Source organism: Blastococcus sp. SYSU DS0552 (assembly GCF_054050815.1).
The window spans coordinates 1-19,412 of record NZ_JBJHAB010000005.1 but is presented as its reverse complement, the minus strand read 5'-3'; the positions used below and the strand labels follow the sequence as shown (position 1 = coordinate 19,412).

21 protein-coding genes are annotated in these 19,412 nt (G+C 76.2%); 7 read left to right on the top strand and 14 right to left on the bottom strand.

Annotated features, from left to right (window positions below; genetic code table 11):
• Nucleotides 1-2: 2 nt before the first annotated feature.
• Complete coding sequence (locus tag ACI8AG_RS06330; protein WP_456596329.1) at nt 3-338, top strand: hypothetical protein; 336 nt, start codon at nt 3-5, stop codon at nt 336-338.
• Between the two features lie 27 nt (nt 339-365).
• Here ACI8AG_RS06330 and ACI8AG_RS06325 read toward each other — a convergent pair whose 3' ends face one another.
• Genes ACI8AG_RS06325 through ACI8AG_RS06310 form a run of 4 tightly spaced genes read right to left on the bottom strand, consistent with a single transcriptional unit; the run spans nt 366 to nt 4,540 of the window.
• Nucleotides 366-1,424 (bottom strand): DUF3048 domain-containing protein, encoded by a 1,059-nt coding sequence (locus ACI8AG_RS06325; RefSeq protein ID WP_456596328.1) that lies wholly within the window; start codon nt 1,422-1,424, stop codon nt 366-368.
• Between the two features lie 57 nt (nt 1,425-1,481).
• Nucleotides 1,482-1,904, bottom strand: coding sequence for a hypothetical protein (locus ACI8AG_RS06320; RefSeq protein ID WP_456596327.1), 423 nt, complete (start codon nt 1,902-1,904; stop codon nt 1,482-1,484).
• A gap of 55 nt (nt 1,905-1,959) precedes the next feature.
• A complete protein-coding gene (locus ACI8AG_RS06315; protein ID WP_456596326.1) occupies nt 1,960-4,179 on the bottom strand; it encodes a SpoIIE family protein phosphatase in 2,220 nt (739 codons plus the stop codon).
• Between the two features lie 10 nt (nt 4,180-4,189).
• Nucleotides 4,190-4,540: an STAS domain-containing protein gene (locus tag ACI8AG_RS06310; protein ID WP_456596325.1), complete on the bottom strand. Its 351-nt coding sequence runs from the start codon at nt 4,538-4,540 to the stop codon at nt 4,190-4,192.
• A gap of 68 nt (nt 4,541-4,608) precedes the next feature.
• Here ACI8AG_RS06310 and ACI8AG_RS06305 point away from each other — a divergent pair, with 68 nt between their 5' ends.
• Nucleotides 4,609-5,037 carry an ATP-binding protein gene (locus ACI8AG_RS06305; RefSeq protein ID WP_456596324.1) on the top strand — a complete coding sequence of 143 codons (429 nt, stop codon included), beginning with the start codon at nt 4,609-4,611 and terminating at the stop codon, nt 5,035-5,037.
• A 12-nt stretch (nt 5,038-5,049) separates the two neighbouring features.
• Here the strand turns inward: ACI8AG_RS06305 and ACI8AG_RS06300 are convergent, their stop codons facing one another.
• Nucleotides 5,050-5,589 (bottom strand): flavodoxin family protein, encoded by a 540-nt coding sequence (locus ACI8AG_RS06300; protein ID WP_456596323.1) that lies wholly within the window; start codon nt 5,587-5,589, stop codon nt 5,050-5,052.
• Nucleotides 5,590-5,712: 123 nt separating this feature from the next.
• On the opposite strand from ACI8AG_RS06300, the gene ilvA reads away from it, so the two are divergent.
• Nucleotides 5,713-6,999 carry a threonine ammonia-lyase IlvA gene (gene ilvA, locus ACI8AG_RS06295; protein WP_456596501.1) on the top strand — a complete coding sequence of 429 codons (1,287 nt, stop codon included), beginning with the start codon at nt 5,713-5,715 and terminating at the stop codon, nt 6,997-6,999.
• A gap of 125 nt (nt 7,000-7,124) precedes the next feature.
• Nucleotides 7,125-8,507 carry an HNH endonuclease family protein gene (locus tag ACI8AG_RS06290; RefSeq protein WP_456596322.1) on the top strand — a complete coding sequence of 461 codons (1,383 nt, stop codon included), beginning with the start codon at nt 7,125-7,127 and terminating at the stop codon, nt 8,505-8,507.
• A gap of 237 nt (nt 8,508-8,744) precedes the next feature.
• Here ACI8AG_RS06290 and ACI8AG_RS06285 read toward each other — a convergent pair whose 3' ends face one another.
• Both ACI8AG_RS06285 and ACI8AG_RS06280 read right to left on the bottom strand, forming a co-directional pair.
• A complete protein-coding gene (locus ACI8AG_RS06285) occupies nt 8,745-9,392 on the bottom strand; it encodes a response regulator (RefSeq protein ID WP_456596321.1) in 648 nt (215 codons plus the stop codon).
• Nucleotides 9,389-10,672: a sensor domain-containing protein gene (locus tag ACI8AG_RS06280; protein ID WP_456596320.1), complete on the bottom strand. Its 1,284-nt coding sequence runs from the start codon at nt 10,670-10,672 to the stop codon at nt 9,389-9,391. The genes ACI8AG_RS06285 and ACI8AG_RS06280 overlap by 4 nt, the downstream gene beginning before the upstream one ends.
• 165 nt (nt 10,673-10,837) lie before the next feature.
• Between ACI8AG_RS06280 and ACI8AG_RS06275 the strand changes: the two genes are divergently transcribed.
• Genes ACI8AG_RS06275 through ACI8AG_RS06265 form a run of 3 tightly spaced genes read left to right on the top strand, consistent with a single transcriptional unit; the run spans nt 10,838 to nt 12,989 of the window.
• Complete coding sequence (locus ACI8AG_RS06275; RefSeq protein ID WP_456588551.1) at nt 10,838-11,776, top strand: ABC transporter ATP-binding protein; 939 nt, start codon at nt 10,838-10,840, stop codon at nt 11,774-11,776.
• A complete protein-coding gene (locus ACI8AG_RS06270) occupies nt 11,773-12,555 on the top strand; it encodes a hypothetical protein (protein WP_456596319.1) in 783 nt (260 codons plus the stop codon). The genes ACI8AG_RS06275 and ACI8AG_RS06270 overlap by 4 nt, the downstream gene beginning before the upstream one ends.
• Nucleotides 12,552-12,989 carry a TIGR02611 family protein gene (locus tag ACI8AG_RS06265; RefSeq protein ID WP_456596318.1) on the top strand — a complete coding sequence of 146 codons (438 nt, stop codon included), beginning with the start codon at nt 12,552-12,554 and terminating at the stop codon, nt 12,987-12,989. Before ACI8AG_RS06270 ends, ACI8AG_RS06265 begins: the two co-directional genes overlap by 4 nt.
• 44 nt (nt 12,990-13,033) lie before the next feature.
• Here the strand turns inward: ACI8AG_RS06265 and ACI8AG_RS06260 are convergent, their stop codons facing one another.
• The 7 genes from ACI8AG_RS06260 to ACI8AG_RS06230 form a co-directional block, all read right to left on the bottom strand.
• Nucleotides 13,034-13,603, bottom strand: a complete 570-nt coding sequence (locus tag ACI8AG_RS06260) for a putative immunity protein (RefSeq protein WP_456596317.1) — start codon at nt 13,601-13,603, stop codon at nt 13,034-13,036.
• Nucleotides 13,604-13,619: 16 nt separating this feature from the next.
• Complete coding sequence (locus ACI8AG_RS06255; protein WP_456596316.1) at nt 13,620-14,576, bottom strand: D-2-hydroxyacid dehydrogenase family protein; 957 nt, start codon at nt 14,574-14,576, stop codon at nt 13,620-13,622.
• A 22-nt stretch (nt 14,577-14,598) separates the two neighbouring features.
• Nucleotides 14,599-14,826 (bottom strand): hypothetical protein, encoded by a 228-nt coding sequence (locus ACI8AG_RS06250; protein WP_456588546.1) that lies wholly within the window; start codon nt 14,824-14,826, stop codon nt 14,599-14,601.
• 40 nt (nt 14,827-14,866) lie between these two features.
• Nucleotides 14,867-15,022, bottom strand: a complete 156-nt coding sequence (locus tag ACI8AG_RS06245; protein WP_456588545.1) for a hypothetical protein — start codon at nt 15,020-15,022, stop codon at nt 14,867-14,869.
• A 54-nt stretch (nt 15,023-15,076) separates the two neighbouring features.
• The gene (locus tag ACI8AG_RS06240) at nt 15,077-15,706 is read right to left on the bottom strand and encodes a hypothetical protein (RefSeq protein ID WP_456588544.1); all 630 of its coding nucleotides are present in this window, start codon (nt 15,704-15,706) and stop codon (nt 15,077-15,079) included.
• Between the two features lie 100 nt (nt 15,707-15,806).
• Complete coding sequence (locus tag ACI8AG_RS06235) at nt 15,807-15,968, bottom strand: hypothetical protein (RefSeq protein ID WP_456588543.1); 162 nt, start codon at nt 15,966-15,968, stop codon at nt 15,807-15,809.
• Between the two features lie 110 nt (nt 15,969-16,078).
• The gene (locus ACI8AG_RS06230) at nt 16,079-19,270 is read right to left on the bottom strand and encodes a carboxyl transferase domain-containing protein (protein ID WP_456596315.1); all 3,192 of its coding nucleotides are present in this window, start codon (nt 19,268-19,270) and stop codon (nt 16,079-16,081) included.
• Nucleotides 19,271-19,412: the final 142 nt, after the last annotated feature.

The following is a 19,412-nucleotide window of genomic DNA, read 5'->3' as shown; positions in this document are numbered from 1 at the left end:
TCTTGCGCATCGCCTGCCGGGCCACGGTGCCCGCCACCGAGAACCAGACCATGACCGCCGTCCAGGAGGTCCTCGACCGGCGCGGGTCGATGGCGCACGCCCCGGTCACCATCGCGGTGTCCGACGCCGTCGCGCTCGGCATCGCCGGCTTCTTCACCAGCCGCACCGACTCCGGGCAGGTGCTGGACCGCTTCTTCCGGGGTGGCGACGTCGACAGCACCGCGCTGCTCGAGGCCATCCAGTTCGAGCAGGGGTACGCCTCGGCCGAGCAGCACTCCGCGCTGCACTGCCTCGCGGGCTGGGTGCACGCCCGGGTGCACGCCCGCAGCGCCGCCTGAACCCGCGGCCGGCCCCTGGCCGTCGGCTCAGCCGACCGTGACCGACCCGGTCCGGACCGGCACCAGCTCCACCCAGGTCGTGCCGGGGGCGAGGAACACCGGGTTGCCGTCCGGCCCGGTCAGCGCGACCGGATCCGCCGGGCCGCCCTTGGCCCAGGTGGCGGCGAGCGTCTTGCCGCCCGTGGCGACGAGCGCCTCTCCCCCGCCGACCATCACCGTCTCCGGCACCGGGTTGCCGGCCGGGTCGGTGAACGCGGTGTCGACGACCTCGACCCGCAGGACCACGACGTTGGTCGCGCGCAGCGGCGTGCCGTCGGCCTCGACCGCGGGGACGCCGGCCTCCGCGCGCACCCAGCGACCGTCGGGCGGGCTCCACGTCCAGCGCGGCCGGCTGATGCCGGAGAGCTTCAGGTCCACGACGCCGGTGGGCACACCCGCCAGGACCGCGCCCGCCCCCTCCGGGGTCCGGGCCAGGAGGAACTGGCCGCCGGGCGGCTTCCCGTGGGCCTGGTCGGCCTGCGCCAGGAACGCGTGCGGATCGGCGTAGGTGTTGTGCGGGGCGGACCGGGCGGGCAGCCGGTGGAAGCCGCCGGCGCCGGCGTCCTGGCTGACCACCTGCAGCCCCGAGGCCGCAACGGCGTCGACGAACGGCCGCTGCCCGCCGGAGAAGGCGAAGAGCCCGCCCAGCGGGGCGGCGATGGCGGCGTCCATGGGCCGCACCGAGCGCACCGGGCCGATCTCGGCCGGCACGGTGGAGTGGTAGACGGCGACGTAACGGGGGATGCCGCCCTCGACGACCTGCTCCCACACCATGTCGGCGGCGTTGAGCCCCGTCTGCGGGCGGGCGTCGACCGAGTTCTCGATCTTCACCGCCAGCGCGGGCCGGTAGACGTGGGTGCCCTGGCTGTCCAGGCCGGTGAGCGGCCACAGCACCGGCGGAGGCGGCGGGGTGGTCGACGCGGGCGCCGCGGCCGGGGTGCCCGGCTCGGTACCGCAGGCGGCGAGCGCCGCGACGAGGAGCATCGCCGTCCCGAGACGGCGGACGGGGGCAGCGAGCCGAGGAGCCCACCGAGTGGAAAGGGTCACGCTCGCACTCCTCCGACGTGGTCAGGTCCGGCTCCCGCACGGGGCCGACCGCCGACGCTAGGGCGACACCCGGCCGGAACCGGCCCGCCGCTCCGCCGCCCGCACCCTTCGTACTGCACCCGTTACACGGCTCCCGGCGGCGGCGGCGAACCACCCGCAGCCGAGCAGGGTGAGCGTTCCGGCGACGACCGTGGGCGCCCACGCCGGCTCCTGGCGCACGACGTCCCCCGTGCCCGGCTCGGTCCAGGTGCAGACCACGCCGATCGGCCAGGCGGACGCGGTCCCCGCCACCCGCCAGGACTCGTGGGGCGGGGAGTACGGCGCGCCGCGCGACGTGCACACCTCGTGGCGCCCGTCGCCCACGGCCGGTGCCCAGGCGACCGCGAGCGTGCCCACGGCGACGGCGAGGCCGAGCAACACCAGCACGAAGCCCGGCGCGCTGCCGGGCCGCGCCGGGCGACCCGTCGTCCCGTTCCGCACGCGAGCAGGGTGCCTCAGCACGCGCCGCGCCCGCGGCACGGACACACGCGATGGCTCAGGTGCGGGCGATCCCGAGCAACGTCACGTCGTCGGTCCGCGGTGGGTCGAGCGCGGCGAGCACCGCGTCGAGCAGGGCCTGCGGTTCCACCGGCCCCCCCGCGACGGTTGCGCGCAGCTGCTCCAGCCCGGCGGTCAGCCCTCCCGCCCCACGCTCGACGAGCCCGTCGCTGACCAGCAGCAGGCGGTCGTCGCCCTGGAGGATCAGCCGTGCCTCGCGGTAGCCGGCGACGTCCAGCAGCCCCAGTGCCGGACCCCGGCCCTCGTGCAGGTAGTCGGCGTCGCCGCCGCTCGCGTGCAGCACGGGCAGGTGCCCGGCGTTGGCGATGGCCACCGCGCCGGTGGCCGGGTCCAGCTCGACGACGACGGCGGTCGCGAGCTCACCGGGCAGCAGCGCGGCGATGAGCTGGTTCAGCCCGTCGAGGGCGGCGGCGGGGCCGGCGGCGCGCAGCAGGTGGGCGCGCAGCGCGTGCCGGAGCTGGGCGGTGATCGCCGCGGCGGCGAGCCCGTGCCCGGCGACGTCGCCCAGCACGATCGACACCCGGCCACCGGGCAGCGGCACCAGGTCGTACCAGTCACCGCCGACGACGTCGAACTCGCTGGGCAGGTAACGGGCGGCCAGCTCCACGCCGGGCACCGTCGGCAGCTGCTCCAGCAGCAGCGTGCGCTGCAGGGCGGCGGACAGCCGGTTGTCCTCCGTCGCACGGTTCACGGCGGTCTCGGTGAGCAGGCCGGCCAAGGCGCGCGCGGCGGCGACCTCGTGCGCGCGCCACGGCTGCGCCGTCTCGCGCACCGTCTCGCTCCAGGCGTCGAACGAGCGGCGCGGGCTCAGCCGCGGCCCGGCGTCGGTCTGCGCCGTCTTCGGGGTGTGCGGGTTGCCACCCCAGGTCACCTCGCGCAGCGTCTCCGGCCGGAACCAGGCGACGAAGTCCCCACGGCCGCCGGCCACCTCGGCCACCTCGGCCACCAGGACGCCGCTGGCGGTGCCGGCGAGATCGGCCGCCTCGGGAGCGACCCGGCTGACGGTGTCGGTGGCGGGTACCCCGGCGTCGAGCAGCGCCCGCACGAGCGGGACCACCCGATCCGCCGGCGGGGTGGTGCCGAGCAGGTGGAGCTCACCACCGATCCGCACGGCCGCGCCGCCGGCGGGGATCAGGTCCAGCGCGGTGACGTCGCCCTCGGTGAGGGCCTTGCCCGGCCTGCGCGGGGCACGGCCGATGGCGGCAGCGAGCTCGGCCTGCCGCTGGGCGACCTCGACGACGCCGCTCTGCTCACCGGCGACCACGGTCGTGGGCAGCAGCAGCGAGGCGGTGCGCCCGAGGAACTCGGCGGCGATCCGGTCGGTGTAGGAGGGGCGGCGCGGGCCGGCGTAGTGGTGGCAGGCGATGAGGCCCCAGAGCCTGCCGCGGTCGATCAGCGAGATCGACATGGAGGCGACCACACCCATGTTGGCCAGGTACTCCAGGTGCACCGGCGAGACGCTGCGCAGCATCGCTCCGGAGAGGTCCAGCGGGCGTCCCTCGACCGTCCCGGGCTCCAGCGGGACCGGCTGGTAGGTGGCGTCGGGGATCAGCCGCATCCAGTTGGCGGCGTAGAGCGCCCGGGCCTGGGCCGGGATGTCGCTGGCGGGGTACCAGAGGCCCAGGAAGGGATCGAGGTCCGCGCGGCGGTCCTCGGCGATCACCTCGCCGTTCCACGCGGAGTCGAAGCGGTAGACCATCACCCGGTCGAAGCCGGTGAGCGCGCGCAGGTCGCGGGCCAGCACGTCGGACAGCTCGTCGAGGGTGCCTGCGGCCGACAGACGCTGCAGCACGCTCGGCAGCCGGCGGTGCCAGGCGCTCCCGGCCTCCTCGGTGCCGCGGACCGGTTCCCACTCGGTGACCAGCAGCCCGTCGGCGCGGTGCGCGACGAGGTCGACGTCGGTGCCGGCCACCCGCACCCGCAGGGGGTTCAGCTCGGCGAGGTCGCCCGCCAGACCCGCGCGCAGCCGAGCGGCGTCGGCCGGCTGGAGCAGTTCGTCGAGCGAACTGCCGGCGACCGGGCGGCCGAAGAGGTGCGCGGCGTTGGCGGAGGCGACGACGACCCCGAGGCCGGGCTCGGCCACCGCGAGGAGCACACCGTGCGGCTGCACCGCGCCCGGGACGGCGATCGGCTCCTCGGCGCAGCGGGCGAGCGCGTCGTCGTCGACGGTGGTGGGGCCTGCTGGGGAGCTCGTCACCGAGGGGACGTTACGTGGCGACGGGGTCGGGCAGGTCGCCGACGGAATCCACGATCGGCACCACCGCCTCGAGCTTCAGCAGCTCGATCGGCAGCCGCACGGGGCGGTTGCTCCGGGGGGCGAGGACGTGCAGCTCGGCGCCGACGGCAGCGGCCCGGCGAGCGACGGAGATGAGGGTGCGGGCGCCGGAGGAGTCGAGGAAGACCGTCGGCGTCAGGTCGACCACGACCGCCTCGGGCGCGGTGGCCAGCAGTGCCTCGGCGGCCTCGGCCAGTTGCGGGGCCGTGGCGATGTCCAGCTCACCCCGTACGGTGAGGCCCGGTCGCCCGGCGACCGTCGTGCGCTCCACGTCGAACAGCACTGTTCACCTCCCGCACCACGTCGTCCCCGGCGTCCGAGGGTAGGCCACCGGGGAAGGGGAGGGCGACCGTGAACATCGACTTCAGCGTGCGGTTGCCCACCGACGCGCACAGCGTGCCGCTGGCGCGCGGGCTGCTGCGGCAGGCGCTCGAGCACTCGGCGGCGCCGCAGACTGCCATGGACGAGATCCTGCTGGCGCTCACCGAGGCCTGCGCGAACGTCGTCGACCACGCCGCCGAGCACGGGGCCTACGAGGTCGCCGTCTCGATCGACGAGGCGGTGTGCCGGATCAGCGTGCTCGACGGCGGCGCCGGCTTCGACGTCGGCTCCGCCGAGGACACCCCCACCGCGCCCCTGGACGACCGGGGGCGCGGACTGGTGCTGATGCGCGCGCTCGTCGACCGGTTGCGGTTCGTGCAGGAGGACGGCCGGCACCGGGTGACCTTCGAGAAGCGGCTGGGGACCCAGTCGCACCTGCGGCTGCTCGACCCGCTCTGACCGGTCCGCGGCTCAGCCCCGCACCGGGATCGGGTGCGGCGCCACCAGTTCGCCCAGCGCCTGCCCCCACCGCCGGGCCCGGTCCTCCTCGCCGTCCAGCAGCGGGCCGACGACGTCCGCGACGAGGAAGTGCTCGGCCGGTGCGGCCAGGGTCGCGCCCAGCCGGCGGAGCAGCTTCTCCTCGGTCCGAGCCGCGTGGTCGAGCGCGGTGACCAGCACCGGGTGGTCCATCCGGGTGTCGAAGGCGGCGGCCTGGATCCCCCGCGGCAACCACACCGCGTCCAGCCACTCGTGCAGGCCGAAGGGGACGTCGGGGACGACGGCCCCGTGCTCCCGGACGGCGGTCTCCCGGGTGACCGGCCGGGGCATGCCGAAGGCGTGCGTGGGACCGCCGACCACGAGCAGCCGCACGTCGGCGAGCACCTGGATGGGGGCCTCGCGGGCCCAGGCGACGTCGACCGACAACCGGCCGCACAACCCGTGGGCCACCGCCATCGCCACCCGTTTCGCGTCCCCGGACACCGATTCGTAGACGACCAGGGCTCCGGGCATCGACCTCACCGCCTCGCGCGCCGCTTCCGGGGGCGCCGACCGTAGGCCCGTGCGGCCACCCGTGGGGCAGATCACCCACCAAACCGTGACCTCCCCGTCCGGGCACGGGGCGTGTCGTCGACGATGGGCGGTGTGAGCAGCACTCCTGGCGACGACGCGGTGCCCGACGACTTCGCCACCGCGGTCCGGGAGGCGGGCCGCCGGCTGGCCGGGGTGGCCGAGCGGACGCCGTTGCAGCGCAACGCCCGGCTCTCCGGGCTCACCGGCGCCGACGTGTGGCTCAAGCGCGAGGACCTGCAGGTGGGCCGCTCGTACAAGATCCGCGGCGCCTACAACACCATCTCCGGGCTGGACGACACCGCCCGGGCGGCCGGTGTGGTCTGCGCGAGCGCCGGCAACCACGGGCAGGGGGTGGCCTACGCCTGCCGCGCCCTGCAGGTGCCCGGCCGGGTCTACGTGCCCGGGACGACGCCGCGGCAGAAGCGGGAGCGGATCGCCGCGCTCGGCGGCGACATGGTCACGCTCGTCGTCGCCGGCGACTCCTACGACGAGGCCGCCGCCGCGGCCGCGGTGGACGCGGCCACCACCGGGGCGGCCCTGGTGCCGGCGTTCGACGCGCTGAGCACCGTGACCGGGCAGGCGACGGTGGCGGTGGAGCTCCTCGAGCAGCTGGGCGTCGCGCCCGACGTCGTCGTCCTGCCGGTGGGCGGCGGCGGGCTGCTGGCCGGGTGCGGCACCTGGCTGCGCCACCACTCCCCTACCACCCGGCTGGTCGGGGTGGAGCCTGCGGGGGCGGCCGGCATGGCGGCGGCGCTGGCCGCCGGGGAGCCGGTGGAGCTGCCGGAGATGGACACGTTCGTCGACGGCGCGGCGGTGCGGCGGGTGGGCACGGTGACCTATCCGCTGGTGCGCGACTCCGGCGCCGAGCTGCTCGCCGTACCCGAGGGCCAGATCTGCACCGAGATGCTCGACCTGTACCAGGCCGACGGCATCATCGCCGAGCCCGCGGGCGCGCTGTCGCCGGCGGCGGTGAGCGGTGGCCTGGTGGCCGTGGAGCCGGGGCAGACCGTCGTCTGCCTGCTGTCGGGGGGCAACAACGACGTCAGCCGCTACGCCGAGGTGGTCGAGCGGTCGCTGGTGCACCGCGGCCTCAAGCACTACTTCCTGGTCGAGTTCCCGCAGGAGCCGGGTGCGCTGCGCCGGTTCCTGGACGAGGTGCTCGGCCCGGACGACGACATCGTGCTGTTCGAGTACGTGAAGCGGGACAACCGGGAGACCGGCGCGGCGCTGACCGGGATCGAGCTCGGCAGCGCCGACGGGCTGCCGGCGCTGCTGGCCCGCATCGAGGCGAGCCCGCTGCGCATCCAGCTGGTGGCGCCGGGCACGACGGCGTACCGCTTCCTCATCTGACCCGTCGGACGGTGCCCTTGGGGCGCCCGGGGTGGCCGGGGCGCCCTCCCGTGTCGCACCCTCTCCGGGCTCGTCCCGCCACCTAGCTTCCGAATCCTGGTCGTCTCGCTCCGGGGGGGAAGCTCATGGGCACGCGTGTCTCGTTCCGGCCGCAGCGGGTGGTGTTGGGCCTGGTCGGCCTGGTCACCCTGCTCTTCGTCGTGGCCGGTGTCGCCACCCAGGGCATCGGCGGCGGCCTGCTCATGGCCGGCGTCGTCGCCGTCCTGATCGGCATCGGGGCGGCGATCACCGGGCGGGCCCGGTGGGCGTTCATCTCCAGCCGGCGGGTCGCGGGCATCGTCTGCGCCGCCGGGCTCGCCGCCGTCCTCGTGGGGACGGCGACGGGCACGCCGACCGCTGCCCTGACCGCCGCCAGCGGCACGGTTCCGGCCGTCCCGACCGACTCCGCCGCGCCGCCGACGCCGTCCCCGAGCGACGAGGAGGTCGACGCGGCGGTCGCGGAGGCGGAGACCGCTGAACGGGCGCACCCCGTCGACGCCCTCACCAGCGGCACGGCCGGACTGCTGGACGACGCCGCGGCCGACCAGGCCATCGACGCCGCCGGCCGCACCACGGCGCTCGCCGCCCTCGCCGCGGTGGAGGTGAAGGGCCGGGCCCCGCGCACGGGCTACGACCGGGACAACTTCGGCTCCGGCTGGGTCGACGTCGACCGCAACGGCTGCGACACCCGCAACGACATCCTGGCGCGCGACCTGACCGGCGAGACCTTCAAGGCCGGCACCCGCAACTGCATCGTGCTGACCGGCGATCTGGCCGACCCCTACTCCGGCCGGGGCATCGCCTTCCAGCGGGGGCAGGGCACCAGCGACGACGTGCAGATCGACCACGTCGTCGCCCTGTCCGACGCGTGGCAGAAGGGCGCGCAGGCCCTGGACCGGTCACGCCGGACCGCCTTCGCCAACGACCCGCTGAACCTGCTCGCCGTGGACGGCCCGCTCAACATGCAGAAGGGCGACGGCGACGCCGCCACCTGGCTGCCGCCGGACCGCGGCTACCGGTGCGCCTACGTGGCTCGCCAGGTGGCCGTGAAGGTGAGCTACGAGCTGTGGATGACCCAGGCGGAGAAGAACGCCATCGCCACGGTGCTCGCCTCCTGCCCGGGCGAGCCCCTGCCAGGCGGTGTGGTGGCCGTCCTGCCGGAGCCCGCGCCGACCACGGTCGCGCCGGCCCCCGCACCCCGGTCGACGGCTGCACCCGCGCCGAAGCCGGCGCCCGCACCGCTGCCCGCCCCGGCACCGGCTCCTGCTCCGTCGCCCGCGCCGGCTCCCGCCCCGGCCCCTGCGCCCGCTCCCCCGCCGCCCCCGCCGCCGGCCCCCGCCCCGGCCGGCACCGTCCACCCGGGAGCGTTCTGCTCGTCGCAGGGCGCGACCGGGGTCACGAAGACGGGCACGCCGATGGTCTGCACGACGACACCCACCGACGACCGCGCCCGGTGGCGGTCGGCCTGACCCGGACGACCCGAGGTCGTTCGCGCGGTCGTGTGCGATCCGGTGGCGCGCCGGGCGACACGTCTGGCCGCCGCACCGGACGTCGAGCCGCGGGCTGACGCGGCTCGACGTCCGGCGACCCGGCTCGACCCGCGTGCCGACAGGGTGCTGCGGGCTGCGGCACGGCGATCTCGGCCCGGCGCGGGAACCGACACGACGGGCGGGGACGCTCCCGCTCGGGTCAGCTCGCGGCGGCTCTCAGCCGGTCATGAAGCCGCTCTCGTAGGCGGCGATGACGGCCTGGGTGCGGTCCCGGGCGCCCAGCTTGAGCAGCACGCTGCTGACGTGGGTCTTCACCGTCTCCCGGCTGAGGAACAGCTCGGTGGCGATCTCGGCGTTGGACAGCCCACCGGCGACCAGCCGCAGCACGTCGGCCTCGCGGCCGGTGAGCTCCGGCAGCGCGGCGGCGCCGCGGGCGCGCGACGGCGCGTGCGAGGCGATCAGCCGCCGGGTCAGGTCGGGCAGCACCAGGGAGGTGCCGCGGGCGACCACCCGGATCGCATCGACCAGCTCGTCGGGGTCGGCCCGCTTGAGCGCGAAGCCGCTGGCGCCGGCCTGGAGGGAGCGGAACAGGTAGTCGTCGTCCTCGAAGGTGGTCAGCACCAGCACGCGCGGCCGCTGCGGATCGCGGGCGACCAGCTCGGCGGTGGCGGCGATGCCGTCCATGTCGGGCATGCGCACGTCCATGAGGACGACATCGGGGTCGGTGCGCGCGGCCACGTCGAGGGCCTCCCGGCCGGTGCCGGCGTCGCCGACCACGGTCAGGTCGGGCTCGCTCTCCAGGATCACCCGCAACCCCGACCGGACGAGGACGTCGTCGTCGACGAGGACCAGCCGCAGCGTCACGCCGCGCCCGCCAGCGGGAGGGAGACGCACAGCTCGAAGCCGCCGGACGGCGTGGGCCCTGCGCTGAGCGTGCCGCCGGCGGCGGCGGTGCGCTCCCGCAGCCCGGCCAGCCCGCGCCCGCCGCCGGGGCCGGGCCGGCTGTCCAGCTGCGAGGCCCGCTCGTTGCAGACGCGCACGACCAGCGCGTCGCCGTCGCGGACGACCTGGGCGACGGTCAGCGGGGTGCCCGCGTGCCGGAGCACGTTCGTCGTCCCCTCCTGCACGACCCGGTAGGCGAGCTCCTGAACGCCGGGCGGCACGTCGTCGACCTGGCCGTCGACCACGAGGGCGACCGGCAGGCCGCCGTCGCGCAGGCCGGCTAGCAGGCCGTCGAGGTCGGCGAGGGTGGGTGCGGCGAAGGGGGCGGGGTCACGGCCCCCGTCCTCGGCCCGCAGGACGGTGAGCACCCGGTCGAGCTCGGCCAGTGCGCTGCGGGTGTTGGTCTCGATGTGCTCGAGCGCCTGCCGGGCGAACTCCGGCTGGGGCGGGCGGTCGTCGGCGGGGGTGAGCGTGCGCCGCGCGGCGGTGGCCTGCAGCAGGCTCGCGGTCAGCGCGTGGCCGATGGTGTCGTGCAGGTCGCGGGCCAGCTTGTTGCGGTCGGCGAGCCGGCGGCTGCTCTGCTGCAGCGCCGCGATCTGCTGCTCGGCCCCGGCGCCGAGCAGCCGGGGGGCGACCGAGGCGGCCAGCCGGACGACCAGGTCGAGCAGCACGAGGGTGACCACCGCGACGACGGCCATCAGCGCGAGCAGCGGCAGGGAGGTCACCACGTTCCAGCGGGTCTCGAACCACAGCCCGGTGAGCGCCACGATGCCGAAGAAGAGGGTGGCGAGCGTGGCCACGCCCAGCAGCACCCGGACGCCCAGCCAGCCGACCGCCCGCCAGGTGCCGGCCGACAGCACCAGCCGCCGCACCTTGGCCACGACGCCGGGGAGGTGCCGCACGCGCTCGCCCTCGGGGATGTCGACGGCCAGGAGGGTGCGGGCCAGCCGGCGCTCGAGCCCGGCGAACCCGCGGACGGCCGCCAGCACGGCGAGGATCAGCAGGACGCCGACGCCGTAGATCACCGCGACGACCGAGCCGACCAGCGCGAAGTAGAAGGCCGCGCCCAGGAGGCCGATCGGCAGGGTCGCGAGCGCGTACACGGTGCGGCCGGGCCAGCCGGGGCTCGCCGCGGTGGCGACGACCGACCGCAGCCCGGCGGCGATCTCGGCCGCGGACCGCGGGAACGTCGACGGGGGCACGGTTCGATCCTGGCCGACCGCGCCGCCGGGCGATTCCCCCGCCGGTGTGCCCCGGTCCTCCCCCGCGCGGGGGATCCAGGTCGGCGCTGCGGGGTGATCCGCGCGGCCGCCCGCTGCCGGAACGCTTCCAGCCATGACCGATCCCCTCCTCCCTGCGAGCTCCGCATGATCCAGGTCCGCGAGCTGACCAAGCAGTACGGCGCCGTCCGCGCCGTCGACCACCTGACCTTCGACGTCCGGCCCGGCAAGGTGACCGGCTTCCTCGGTCCCAACGGCGCGGGCAAGTCCACCACGATGCGCATGGTGCTCGGGCTCGACCGGCCCACCTCCGGCCAGGCGCTGGTGGCCGGCCGGCCGTTCCCCCGCCTCGGCGAGCCGCTGCGGGCCGCCGGTGCGCTGCTCGACGCGCAGGCGATGCACCCGGGGCGCAGCGGCCGCGACCACCTGCGGGTCGCCGCCCGCACGCACGGCATCCCGGTGCGGCGGGTCGACGAGGTCATCGACCAGGTCGGGCTGGGATCCGCCGCCAGGCGACGGGTGAAGGGCTACTCGCTGGGCATGCGGCAGCGGCTGGGCATCGCCAGCGCGCTGCTCGGCGACCCCGCCGTCCTCCTGTTCGACGAGCCGATGAACGGCCTCGACCTCGACGGCGTCCGGTGGATCCGCCGGCTGGTGCGCGAGCTGGCCGACGAGGGCCGCACGGTGCTGCTGTCCAGCCACCTGATGAGCGAGATGGAACAGACCGCCGACCACCTGGTCATCATCGGCCGCGGACGGCTCATCGCCGACGCCCCGATCACCGAGGTGATGCGCGGCCAGCACGCCGGCCGGAAGGTCGTGGTGCGGACGCCGTCGGCCGACGACCTGGCCGGCGCCCTCCTGCGCCGGGGGCTGCGGGTGCACCCCACCGGCGACGGCGACCTGCTGGTCGAGGGCGCCTCCGCCGAGACCGTGGGCGACGTGGCGCTCGAGACCGGCGTGGCCGTGCACCGGCTGGCCGAGCAGCAGCACTCCCTGGAGGAGATCTACCTCGACCTCACCGGGGACAGCGTCCAGTACCGGGTGGCGGCCGCCCCCGAGCCGGCCGGGCAGGTGCGGGCATGACCGCCGCGACCCTGCGGGCGGCGCAGCCCGGCAGTGCGACGGTGCTCGCGCGGGCGGCGGGCGCCGAGTGGCTGCGACTGCGCACGGTGCGCGCGACGTGGTGGTGCCTGCTCGCGGCCGCGGTGGCCACCATCGGCATCGGGACCATGGCCGCCGTGGACGAGGCGGAGATGGCGAACGCCTCGGGGACGACGGCGGCGGCGACGATCGCCGGCGAGTACGGCACGCTGGTCGGGCAGTTCGCGCTGCTGGTGCTGGTGCTGCTCGCGGTCACCTCCGAGTACGGCAGCGGGGCGATCGGGCCGACGCTGCAGTGGACGCCGCGCCGCGGTGTCCTGCTCACCGCACGGGTCGTCGTGCCGGTCGCCGTGGTGACCGTGGTCGGGGTGCTCCTCGCCCTCGTCTCCGACCTCCTCGCGAAGCTGGTCGCGCCCGGCCTCGTCCTCTCCTCCGGCGAGCTGACCGGGAGCCTGGGGCGGGTCGCGGCGGTGCTCGTGGCCGGCGGCGTGCTGACCGCCGGCGTCGGTTTCCTGCTGCGGTCGACGGCGGGGGCGCTGGCGACGGTGTTCCTGCTGCAGCTGGTGCTGCCCTTCCTGCTCCCGGCCTTCGGCACGTGGGCCGCCGAGGTCGGCGAGTGGCTGCCGGGGACGGGCGCGGTCTGGACCCTGCTCGGGGAGCCGGACCTGACGGCCACCCACGCGGGGGCGCTGCTGGGCGGCTGGGCGCTGGCGGCCCTGGCGGCCGGTGGCTGGTCGCTGCTGCGCCGGGACGCCGGGTGACGGGCGTGGGCGTCGGGGTCGGCCTGGGTCGGACCGCCCCCGGCCGGCCCCACCCGCACCGGCAGAGGGCCTGGCGACGTCGGCTGGCGGCCTCGCCGCCGCTCGAGCAGGCGTACCGGGCGGGCGTCGGGCTCGTCGGGACGGGAATCGTCCTGGTCGGCCTGGTGACCGTCCCGCTGCCGGGCCCGGGCTGGCTCACCGTGCTGGCCGGGCTGGCCGTGCTCGCGTCGGAGTTCACCTGGGCCGAGCGGCTGCTGGCGGTCACCCGTCGGCACGTCATCCGGTGGACCGGGTGGGTGGCCGCCCAGCGGCCGGCGGTCCGCCTGCTCCTCGCGGCGGCGACGACCCTGGTGGTGCTGGGCACGCTCCTGCTGACCATGGCGGTCGTCGGGGTGCCCGGATGGCTGCCCGGGTGGCTGCCCGGAGGACGGTGAGCGCACCCGGCTCCACCGGGTGGGCGGTGCCCGCGGCGCGCGGCTCAGGGCTCCCGCAGCGATGCGTCCAGCACGTGCAGCAGCTGCCCCACCCGATCGGTGCCGGCCGGTGGGGGCGGATAGCGCCGGACCACGTCCGCGAGGTCCGGGGTCGCGCGGAGCCGGGCCCGCCCGAGGTGCCGGTCCCCGACGCCGGGCTCCCCGCCGGCCGCGAGCTCGGCTGCGCGGGCAGCGTGCGCGGCAGCGCGCAGGATGTGCCCGACCTGGGACGCCCGGGCGGCGCTCGACGCCCAGCCGAGCACGGCGCCGGGCGGGTGGAGGTAGGCGGCCGCGGCGGCGTCACCGGCGGCGTGCGCCGCGTGCTTCGCGGGCCCCGTCGCGGCTGCCTTCGCGGCGCGGTGCGCGTCCAGCGAGGTGCGGCGTTGCAGCGTCGACCGCGCCGCGCCCCGGACGAAGGCCCACGCCGCGTCGACCGCCGCGCGCGGCCGGTGGTCGTCGGGGTGCGCCTGCTCGAACAGCGGGAGCGCCTCCTCGGCGCACTCGACTGCGTACCGGGCGACCAGCCGCAGCTCGGCCGTCGTCAGCCCGGGATCACCCGGTCCGGTCTGCGGCACGGGGCCGTTGTGCCGACTACGCGGGCTCGACCACCCGGATCGGCCGGCCGGCCATCCAGGCCGCGACGTCCTCGACGGCCTCCCCGTAGAAGACCTCGTAGGTGCCCCGGGTGACGTAGCCCAGGTGCGGGGTCAGCACCGCGCGGCGCAGCTCGCGCAGGGGGTGCTCCCGGGGCAGCGGTTCGGCGTCGTAGACGTCCAGGCCCGCGCCGGCGATCGCGCCACGTCGGAGCACGTCGACCAGCGCGGCCTCGTCCACGATCGGGCCGCGGCTGGTGTTGACCAGGACGGCGGTGTGCTTCATCAGCGCCAGGTCGTCGGCGCCGATGAGGCCGCGGGTCCGCTTGGAGAGCAGCAGGTGCACCGTGACGACGTCCGCGGTCGCGAAGAGCTCGTCCTTCCCCACCAGCCGGGCGCCCACCTCGGTTGCCCGCTCTTCGGTGAGGTTCTGGCTCCACGCGACGACGTCCATGCCGAAGGCAGCGCCGATGCGGGCCACCTGCGCGCCGATCCGGCCCAGCCCGATGACGCCGAGCCGGGCGCCGTGCAGGTCGGTGCCGATCGTGGTCTGCCAGCCACCGGCGCGCATGGCGGCGTCCTCCTGCGGCACGTGCCGCACGGTGGCGAGGATCAGCGCCCAGGTGAGCTCGGCGGTGGCGGTGCCCGACGCCGCGGTGCCGCAGACGGTGATGCCGAGCTCGGCGGCGGCCGCGACGTCGATCGACTTGTTCCGCATGCCGGTGGTGACGAGCAACCGCAGGTCGGGCAGCCGTTCGAGCACGTCGCGGCCGAAGCGGGTGCGCTCCCGCATGACGACGACGACGTCGACGCCGCGCAGCCGGGCGACCAGCGCATCCGGATCGGCGACGGCGTCGGCGAACGTCACCACCTCGGCCGGTTCGGGCAGCCGGGACCAGTCGCAGAACTCGGCTGCGACGGACTGGTAGTCGTCCAGGACGGCGATGCGGTGCACGGCCGCAAGGTCTACCGGACGCTCAGCCCTGCGGGCCGGTCGCGTCGGCGATGCCGCCCGGTTTGTCGCCGTCCTGGCCGCTCGGCGTCCGGGTCACGTCCCCGGACATGCCTCCCTCGGCCGCCCGGGGCGACTGCTCCCGTGCGGCGCCGACCTGGCCCTCCTCCGGGGTCTCCCCCGGCAGCCCCGCCTCGTTCGACGGGTCGTTGGCGCCGCCGTAGGGGCGGCCGGTCATCGATCCCTCGGTCATCTCGGTCCTCCTCGTACCTAGCCGGTCGACGCCGCCCCGGTCAGCGCGCGGTCGTGCCGCCGGAGCCGGTGCCCTTGCCCTTGTTCCTGAAGTTCGAGACGGCGTCCTTGATCTTCTGCTGGTTCTGCGGCTTCCTGGCCTCGTCCATGACCTTCTTGGCCATGCCACCCTTGGCGATCTTGCTCATGATTCCCATGTTCCGGTGCATGCCCACTGTTCCGGCACGCCGAACCCCCGGAAGGCGATCGGATCACGCGGCCCCGGGCGGGTCGGCCTCCGCGTCGGGCCCGGCGCCCGGGTCGCGGGCGAGCAGGTAGGTGGCGACGCCGAGGATGATCCCGGCGGCGGCGGACAGCGCCACGATCACCGGGGTGCTGATCTCGCCGAGCACGGCGGTGAGCAGGTCGCGGGAGCGGGACGTGGGGTCGGCGAGGACCACCCCGACGAAGACGGCGACCAGCACCCCGGTCCCGGCGGCGGCGACGTGGGCGAGCCGGCCGGTGAACCCCATGCGGTCGCTCACGCTGCGGGCGGCCTTGACGATGCGTCCGGCGCGCAGGATGCGCAGGGCGCCGACCGTGCGCACCAGCCGCAGGATCTGGACCGGGCCGAGCGCGAAGACGACGGCGACGACCACCGCGACGGTGAGGGCGACCAGCCCCACGTGCCCGCGCAGCCAGGCACGCTTGTTCTCGGCGACGACGAGCAGGATCACCGTCTCGGCGACCAGCACCAGCCCGCTGACGGCGTCGATCGCGTGCCCGGCGGTGCCCAGCGTGCCCTCGGCGACGGTGAGGAACATGGCCGGGATCGAGGCCAGCGCGGCCACCAGGACCGGCACGGCGAGCCGCTCCTGCCAGCGCTCCTCGCGGGTCTTCACCGGGGCCCGGGAGGCGGACCCGGGAACGGGAGCGACCCCCGGCCGCGAGGCGGCTGCCTCGGGACCGGGGGTCGCTCCGTGGTTCCGCACGGTGCGGGGGTCAGCGGGTGGCGCCGCGACCCTTGCCGCCGCCGCCGCCACCGCTCTTGTTCTGGAAGTCCGCGATGAACTTCTTGATCTTCGCCTGGTTCTGCGGCTTCTTGGCCTCCTGGAACACCTTCGCCGCCACCCCGGACGCGATGAGCTTCCGCATCATTCCCATGTCTGCCTCCTCGTCGTCGCACCGGCTCGCCGGCCGGCCGGCTGATCAGGACCATCCCTGCCCCGCGGCGGCCCCCGCCAACCACCGGGCGGCAAGTCTCACCCGGTCGGTCACCAGGTGTCGACGTGCGGGCGCACCTTGCCCGGCGGCCGGGGGGTGGCCGCCGCCTCGCGGGTCAGCGTGGCGATCCAGCGGCGGGTGTCGACGGGGTCGATGACGTCGTCGATCTCCCAGTGCGCGGCGACGTTGAGGCCGCGGCCCTTCTCGTAGGCGGCGGCGACGGCGGCGTCGAACGCCGCCACCCGCTCGGCGTCGTCCTCGATCGCGGCGAGCTCCCGGCGCATGCCGAGGCGCACCGCGCCCTCCAGGCCCATCGGCCCGAACTCGCTGGTCGGCCAGCCGACGGTGAACCGCGGCACCTTGGTGCTGCCCCCGGCCATCGCCTGCGCGCCCAGCCCGTAGGCCTTGCGGACGACGACGGTGCCGACCGGCACCGACAGGGTGGCGCCGGTGACGAACAGCCGGGAGAAGTGGCGCACCGTCGCCGTCTTCTCCGACTCCGGCCCGACCATGAAGCCCGGGGTGTCGCAGAGCGAGAGCACCGGCAGGCCGTGCGCGTCGCAGAGCTGGAGGAAGCGGGCGGCCTTGTCGGCGGCGTCGGCGTCGATGGCCCCGCCGAGATGCGTGGGCACGTTGGCGAGGACGCCGAGCGGCGCACCCTCGACCCGCGCCAGAGCGGTGATCATGCCGGCGCCCCAGCCGTCGCGGAGCTCGAGCACCGACCCCTCGTCGGCCAGCGCCCCCGGCACCGCGCGCATGTCGTAGACCCGCTTGCGGTTCTCGGGCACGAGGTGGCGCAGCAGCCGCTGGTCGGGGGCGGTCCACCCGGCCACCGGCCCCTGGAAGTACGACAGGTACTGCCGGGCCGCGGCGACGGCGGCGGCGTCGTCGGCCACCCGGATGTCGACGACCCCGTTGGCGTGCTGGACGTCGATCGGCCCGATCTCCTCCGGTGCGACCACGCCGAGCCCGCCGCCCTCGATCATCGCCGGTCCGCCCATGCCGATGTTCGCGTCCTCGGTGGCGATGACGACGTCGCAGGTGCCGAGCAGCGCGGCGTTGCCGGCGAAGCAGCGGCCGCTGGCGATGCCGACGGTGGGCACCAGGCCGGACAGCCGGCCGAACAGGGCGAAGGCCGCCGTGTCGAGCGCGGAGACGACCGGGTGGTCGACGTCGCCGGGCCGCCCGCCCCCGCCCTCGGCGAAGAGGACGACCGGCAGCCGCCGCTTCTCCGCCAGCTCGAACAACCGGTCCTTCTTCAGGTGCCCGCGCATGCCCTGGGTGCCGGCGAGCACCGTGTAGTCGTAGGAGACGACGACCGCCGGGTGGCCGGCGATGTCGGCGAGGCCGCCGACGACGCCGTCGGCGGGCGTCTTCCGCTGCAACTCCTCGCGGCTGCGGCGGCGTTCCTGCGCGGCGAAGACCAGCGGCCCGTACTCCAGGAAGCTGCCCTCGTCGACGAGGTCGGCCAGGTTCTCCCGGGCCGTGCGCCGGCCCTGCGCGTGCCGCTTGGCCACGGCCTCGGGGCGGTGCTCGTCGAGCCCCAGCTCGTGGCGGCGGCGCACCTCGGCGAGGTCGGGGCGGTCGGCGTCGAGGTCGATCGCCGCGGCGTCGGCCGCGGCGTCGCCGTCGGCGTGCTGCACGTCGGCGAGCAGCTGCCCCTGCCGCACGGTGTCGCCGACCCGCACCGCGACCCGCCGTACGGTGCCGCCGGCCGGCAGCGCGACGACGTGCTCCATCTTCATCGCCTCGAGCACGACGACCGCTCCCCCGGGCTCGACCGTGCTGCCCTCGGCCGCCGCGACCGCGACGACGGTGCCGGGGACCGGCGCGCGCAGCCCCTCCCCCGCCTCGGGCGCGGGCGCGGGCGCGGCGCTGCCGGCCAGCTCGGCGAGGTGGTCGTCGACGAAGGTGGTGGTGGCGCGCGCCACGTCCGGGTGCGCGAGCAGGGCGCGGAGGAATTCGGTGTTGGTCGGGACGCCGGCGACCTGCACCTCACCGAGCGCCCGGTGCAGGTGGCGCAGCGCGTCGGCGAGCGCGCCCTGCCGCTCGTGCACCACCACCTTGGCCAGCAGCGGGTCGTAGCGCGGGCTCTGCTCGGCGCCGGGGCGGGCGGCGGTGTCCACCCGCACGCCCGGGCCGCCGGGGAGCGCGAGGGCAGTGATGGTGCCGGCGGAGGGGACGACGGCGCCGTCGGCGGTGAGGGTCTCGGCGAGGACGCGGCCCTGGATGGCGGTGCCGACCGGACGGGGCGCACCGTCGGCCAGCCCCAGGTCGGCGAGAGTCGCGCCGGCGGCGACCCGCAGCTGCATGCGCACCAGGTCCAGGCCCAGCGTCTCCTCGGTGACCGTGTGCTCCACCTGCAGCCGCGGGTTGCACTCCAGGAAGGCGAACCGCTCGGGCGCCCCGGCGGGCACGAGGAACTCGACGGTGGCCAGCCCGCGCAGCCCGACGTGCCGGGCGAGCGCCGCCGCCGCGTCGTGCAGCCGGCCGCGGACGGCATCCGGCAGGTCCGGTGCGGGGGCGATCTCGACGACCTTCTGCCGGTTGCGCTGCAGCGAGCAGTCGCGGTCACCGAGGACGACGACGTCCGCGCCGGCGTCACCGAGCACCTGCACCTCGACGTGCCGGGCGTCCTCGACCAGCTCCTCGGCCAGCAGCGCCTCGGCGCCGAACGCGACGCGGGCCTCGCCGGCCAGCGCGGCGACCGCGGCCGCGACGTCGTCGCCTCGGCGCAGGACGCGGGTGGCCCGCCCGCCCCCGCCGAACCGCGCCTTGAGCATCACCGCGCCGGTCGCGTCGAGCAGGTCGGCGACCTCCTGCGAGGTGGCGGCGTCGCCGGTGCCGCGCGGGACCGGCACGCCGGCGGCCTCGGCGGCCGCGCGGGCGAGCACCTTGTCACCGAGCGTCTCCAGGACGGCGGCCCCGGGGCCCACCACCGCCGGCGCCTCGTCGCTGACGCCGCACGCCAGGGGCAGCTCTGGGCTCTCGGAGAGGAAGCCGTAGCCGGGGTGGATCAGCGCGCAGCCGGTGTCCACGGCGGTCTGCACGATGGCGGCGGCGTCGAGGTAGGCGGACGGGCCGCTGCCGGGGAGGAGGTGGACCTCGTCGGCGGCGGCGAGATGCGGGGCGTGCGGCTCGTCGGCGGCGGCGACGGCGACCGACGTCAGCCCCTCGGCGGCGGCGGCGCGGGCGATGCGTACGGCGATCTCGCCACGGTTGGCGATCAGCAGGCGGGCCACCCGGCGATGCTCGCACGCCCCACCGACGGGCCTGTGGCGGTGGTCACCCCGCAGACGACGGTGGGGGGGGGGGGGGGGGGGGGGGGGGGGGGGGCCGGGGGGCGGGGGGGGGGGGGCGGGGGGGGGGCTGTTGGGTGGGTGT

Coding starts and splice junctions, on each gene's coding strand:
- ACI8AG_RS06300 (WP_456596323.1), bottom strand. CDS start 5,589: ATGCCCGGAGCCCTGGTCGTCTACGAATCGGTGTCCGGGGACGCGAAA.
- ilvA (WP_456596501.1), top strand. CDS start 5,713: ATGGGCGGTGTGAGCAGCACTCCTGGCGACGACGCGGTGCCCGACGAC.
- ACI8AG_RS06290 (WP_456596322.1), top strand. CDS start 7,125: ATGGGCACGCGTGTCTCGTTCCGGCCGCAGCGGGTGGTGTTGGGCCTG.
- ACI8AG_RS06275 (WP_456588551.1), top strand. CDS start 10,838: ATGATCCAGGTCCGCGAGCTGACCAAGCAGTACGGCGCCGTCCGCGCC.
- ACI8AG_RS06270 (WP_456596319.1), top strand. CDS start 11,773: ATGACCGCCGCGACCCTGCGGGCGGCGCAGCCCGGCAGTGCGACGGTG.
- ACI8AG_RS06250 (WP_456588546.1), bottom strand. CDS start 14,826: ATGACCGAGGGATCGATGACCGGCCGCCCCTACGGCGGCGCCAACGAC.
- ACI8AG_RS06245 (WP_456588545.1), bottom strand. CDS start 15,022: ATGGGAATCATGAGCAAGATCGCCAAGGGTGGCATGGCCAAGAAGGTC.
- ACI8AG_RS06235 (WP_456588543.1), bottom strand. CDS start 15,968: ATGGGAATGATGCGGAAGCTCATCGCGTCCGGGGTGGCGGCGAAGGTG.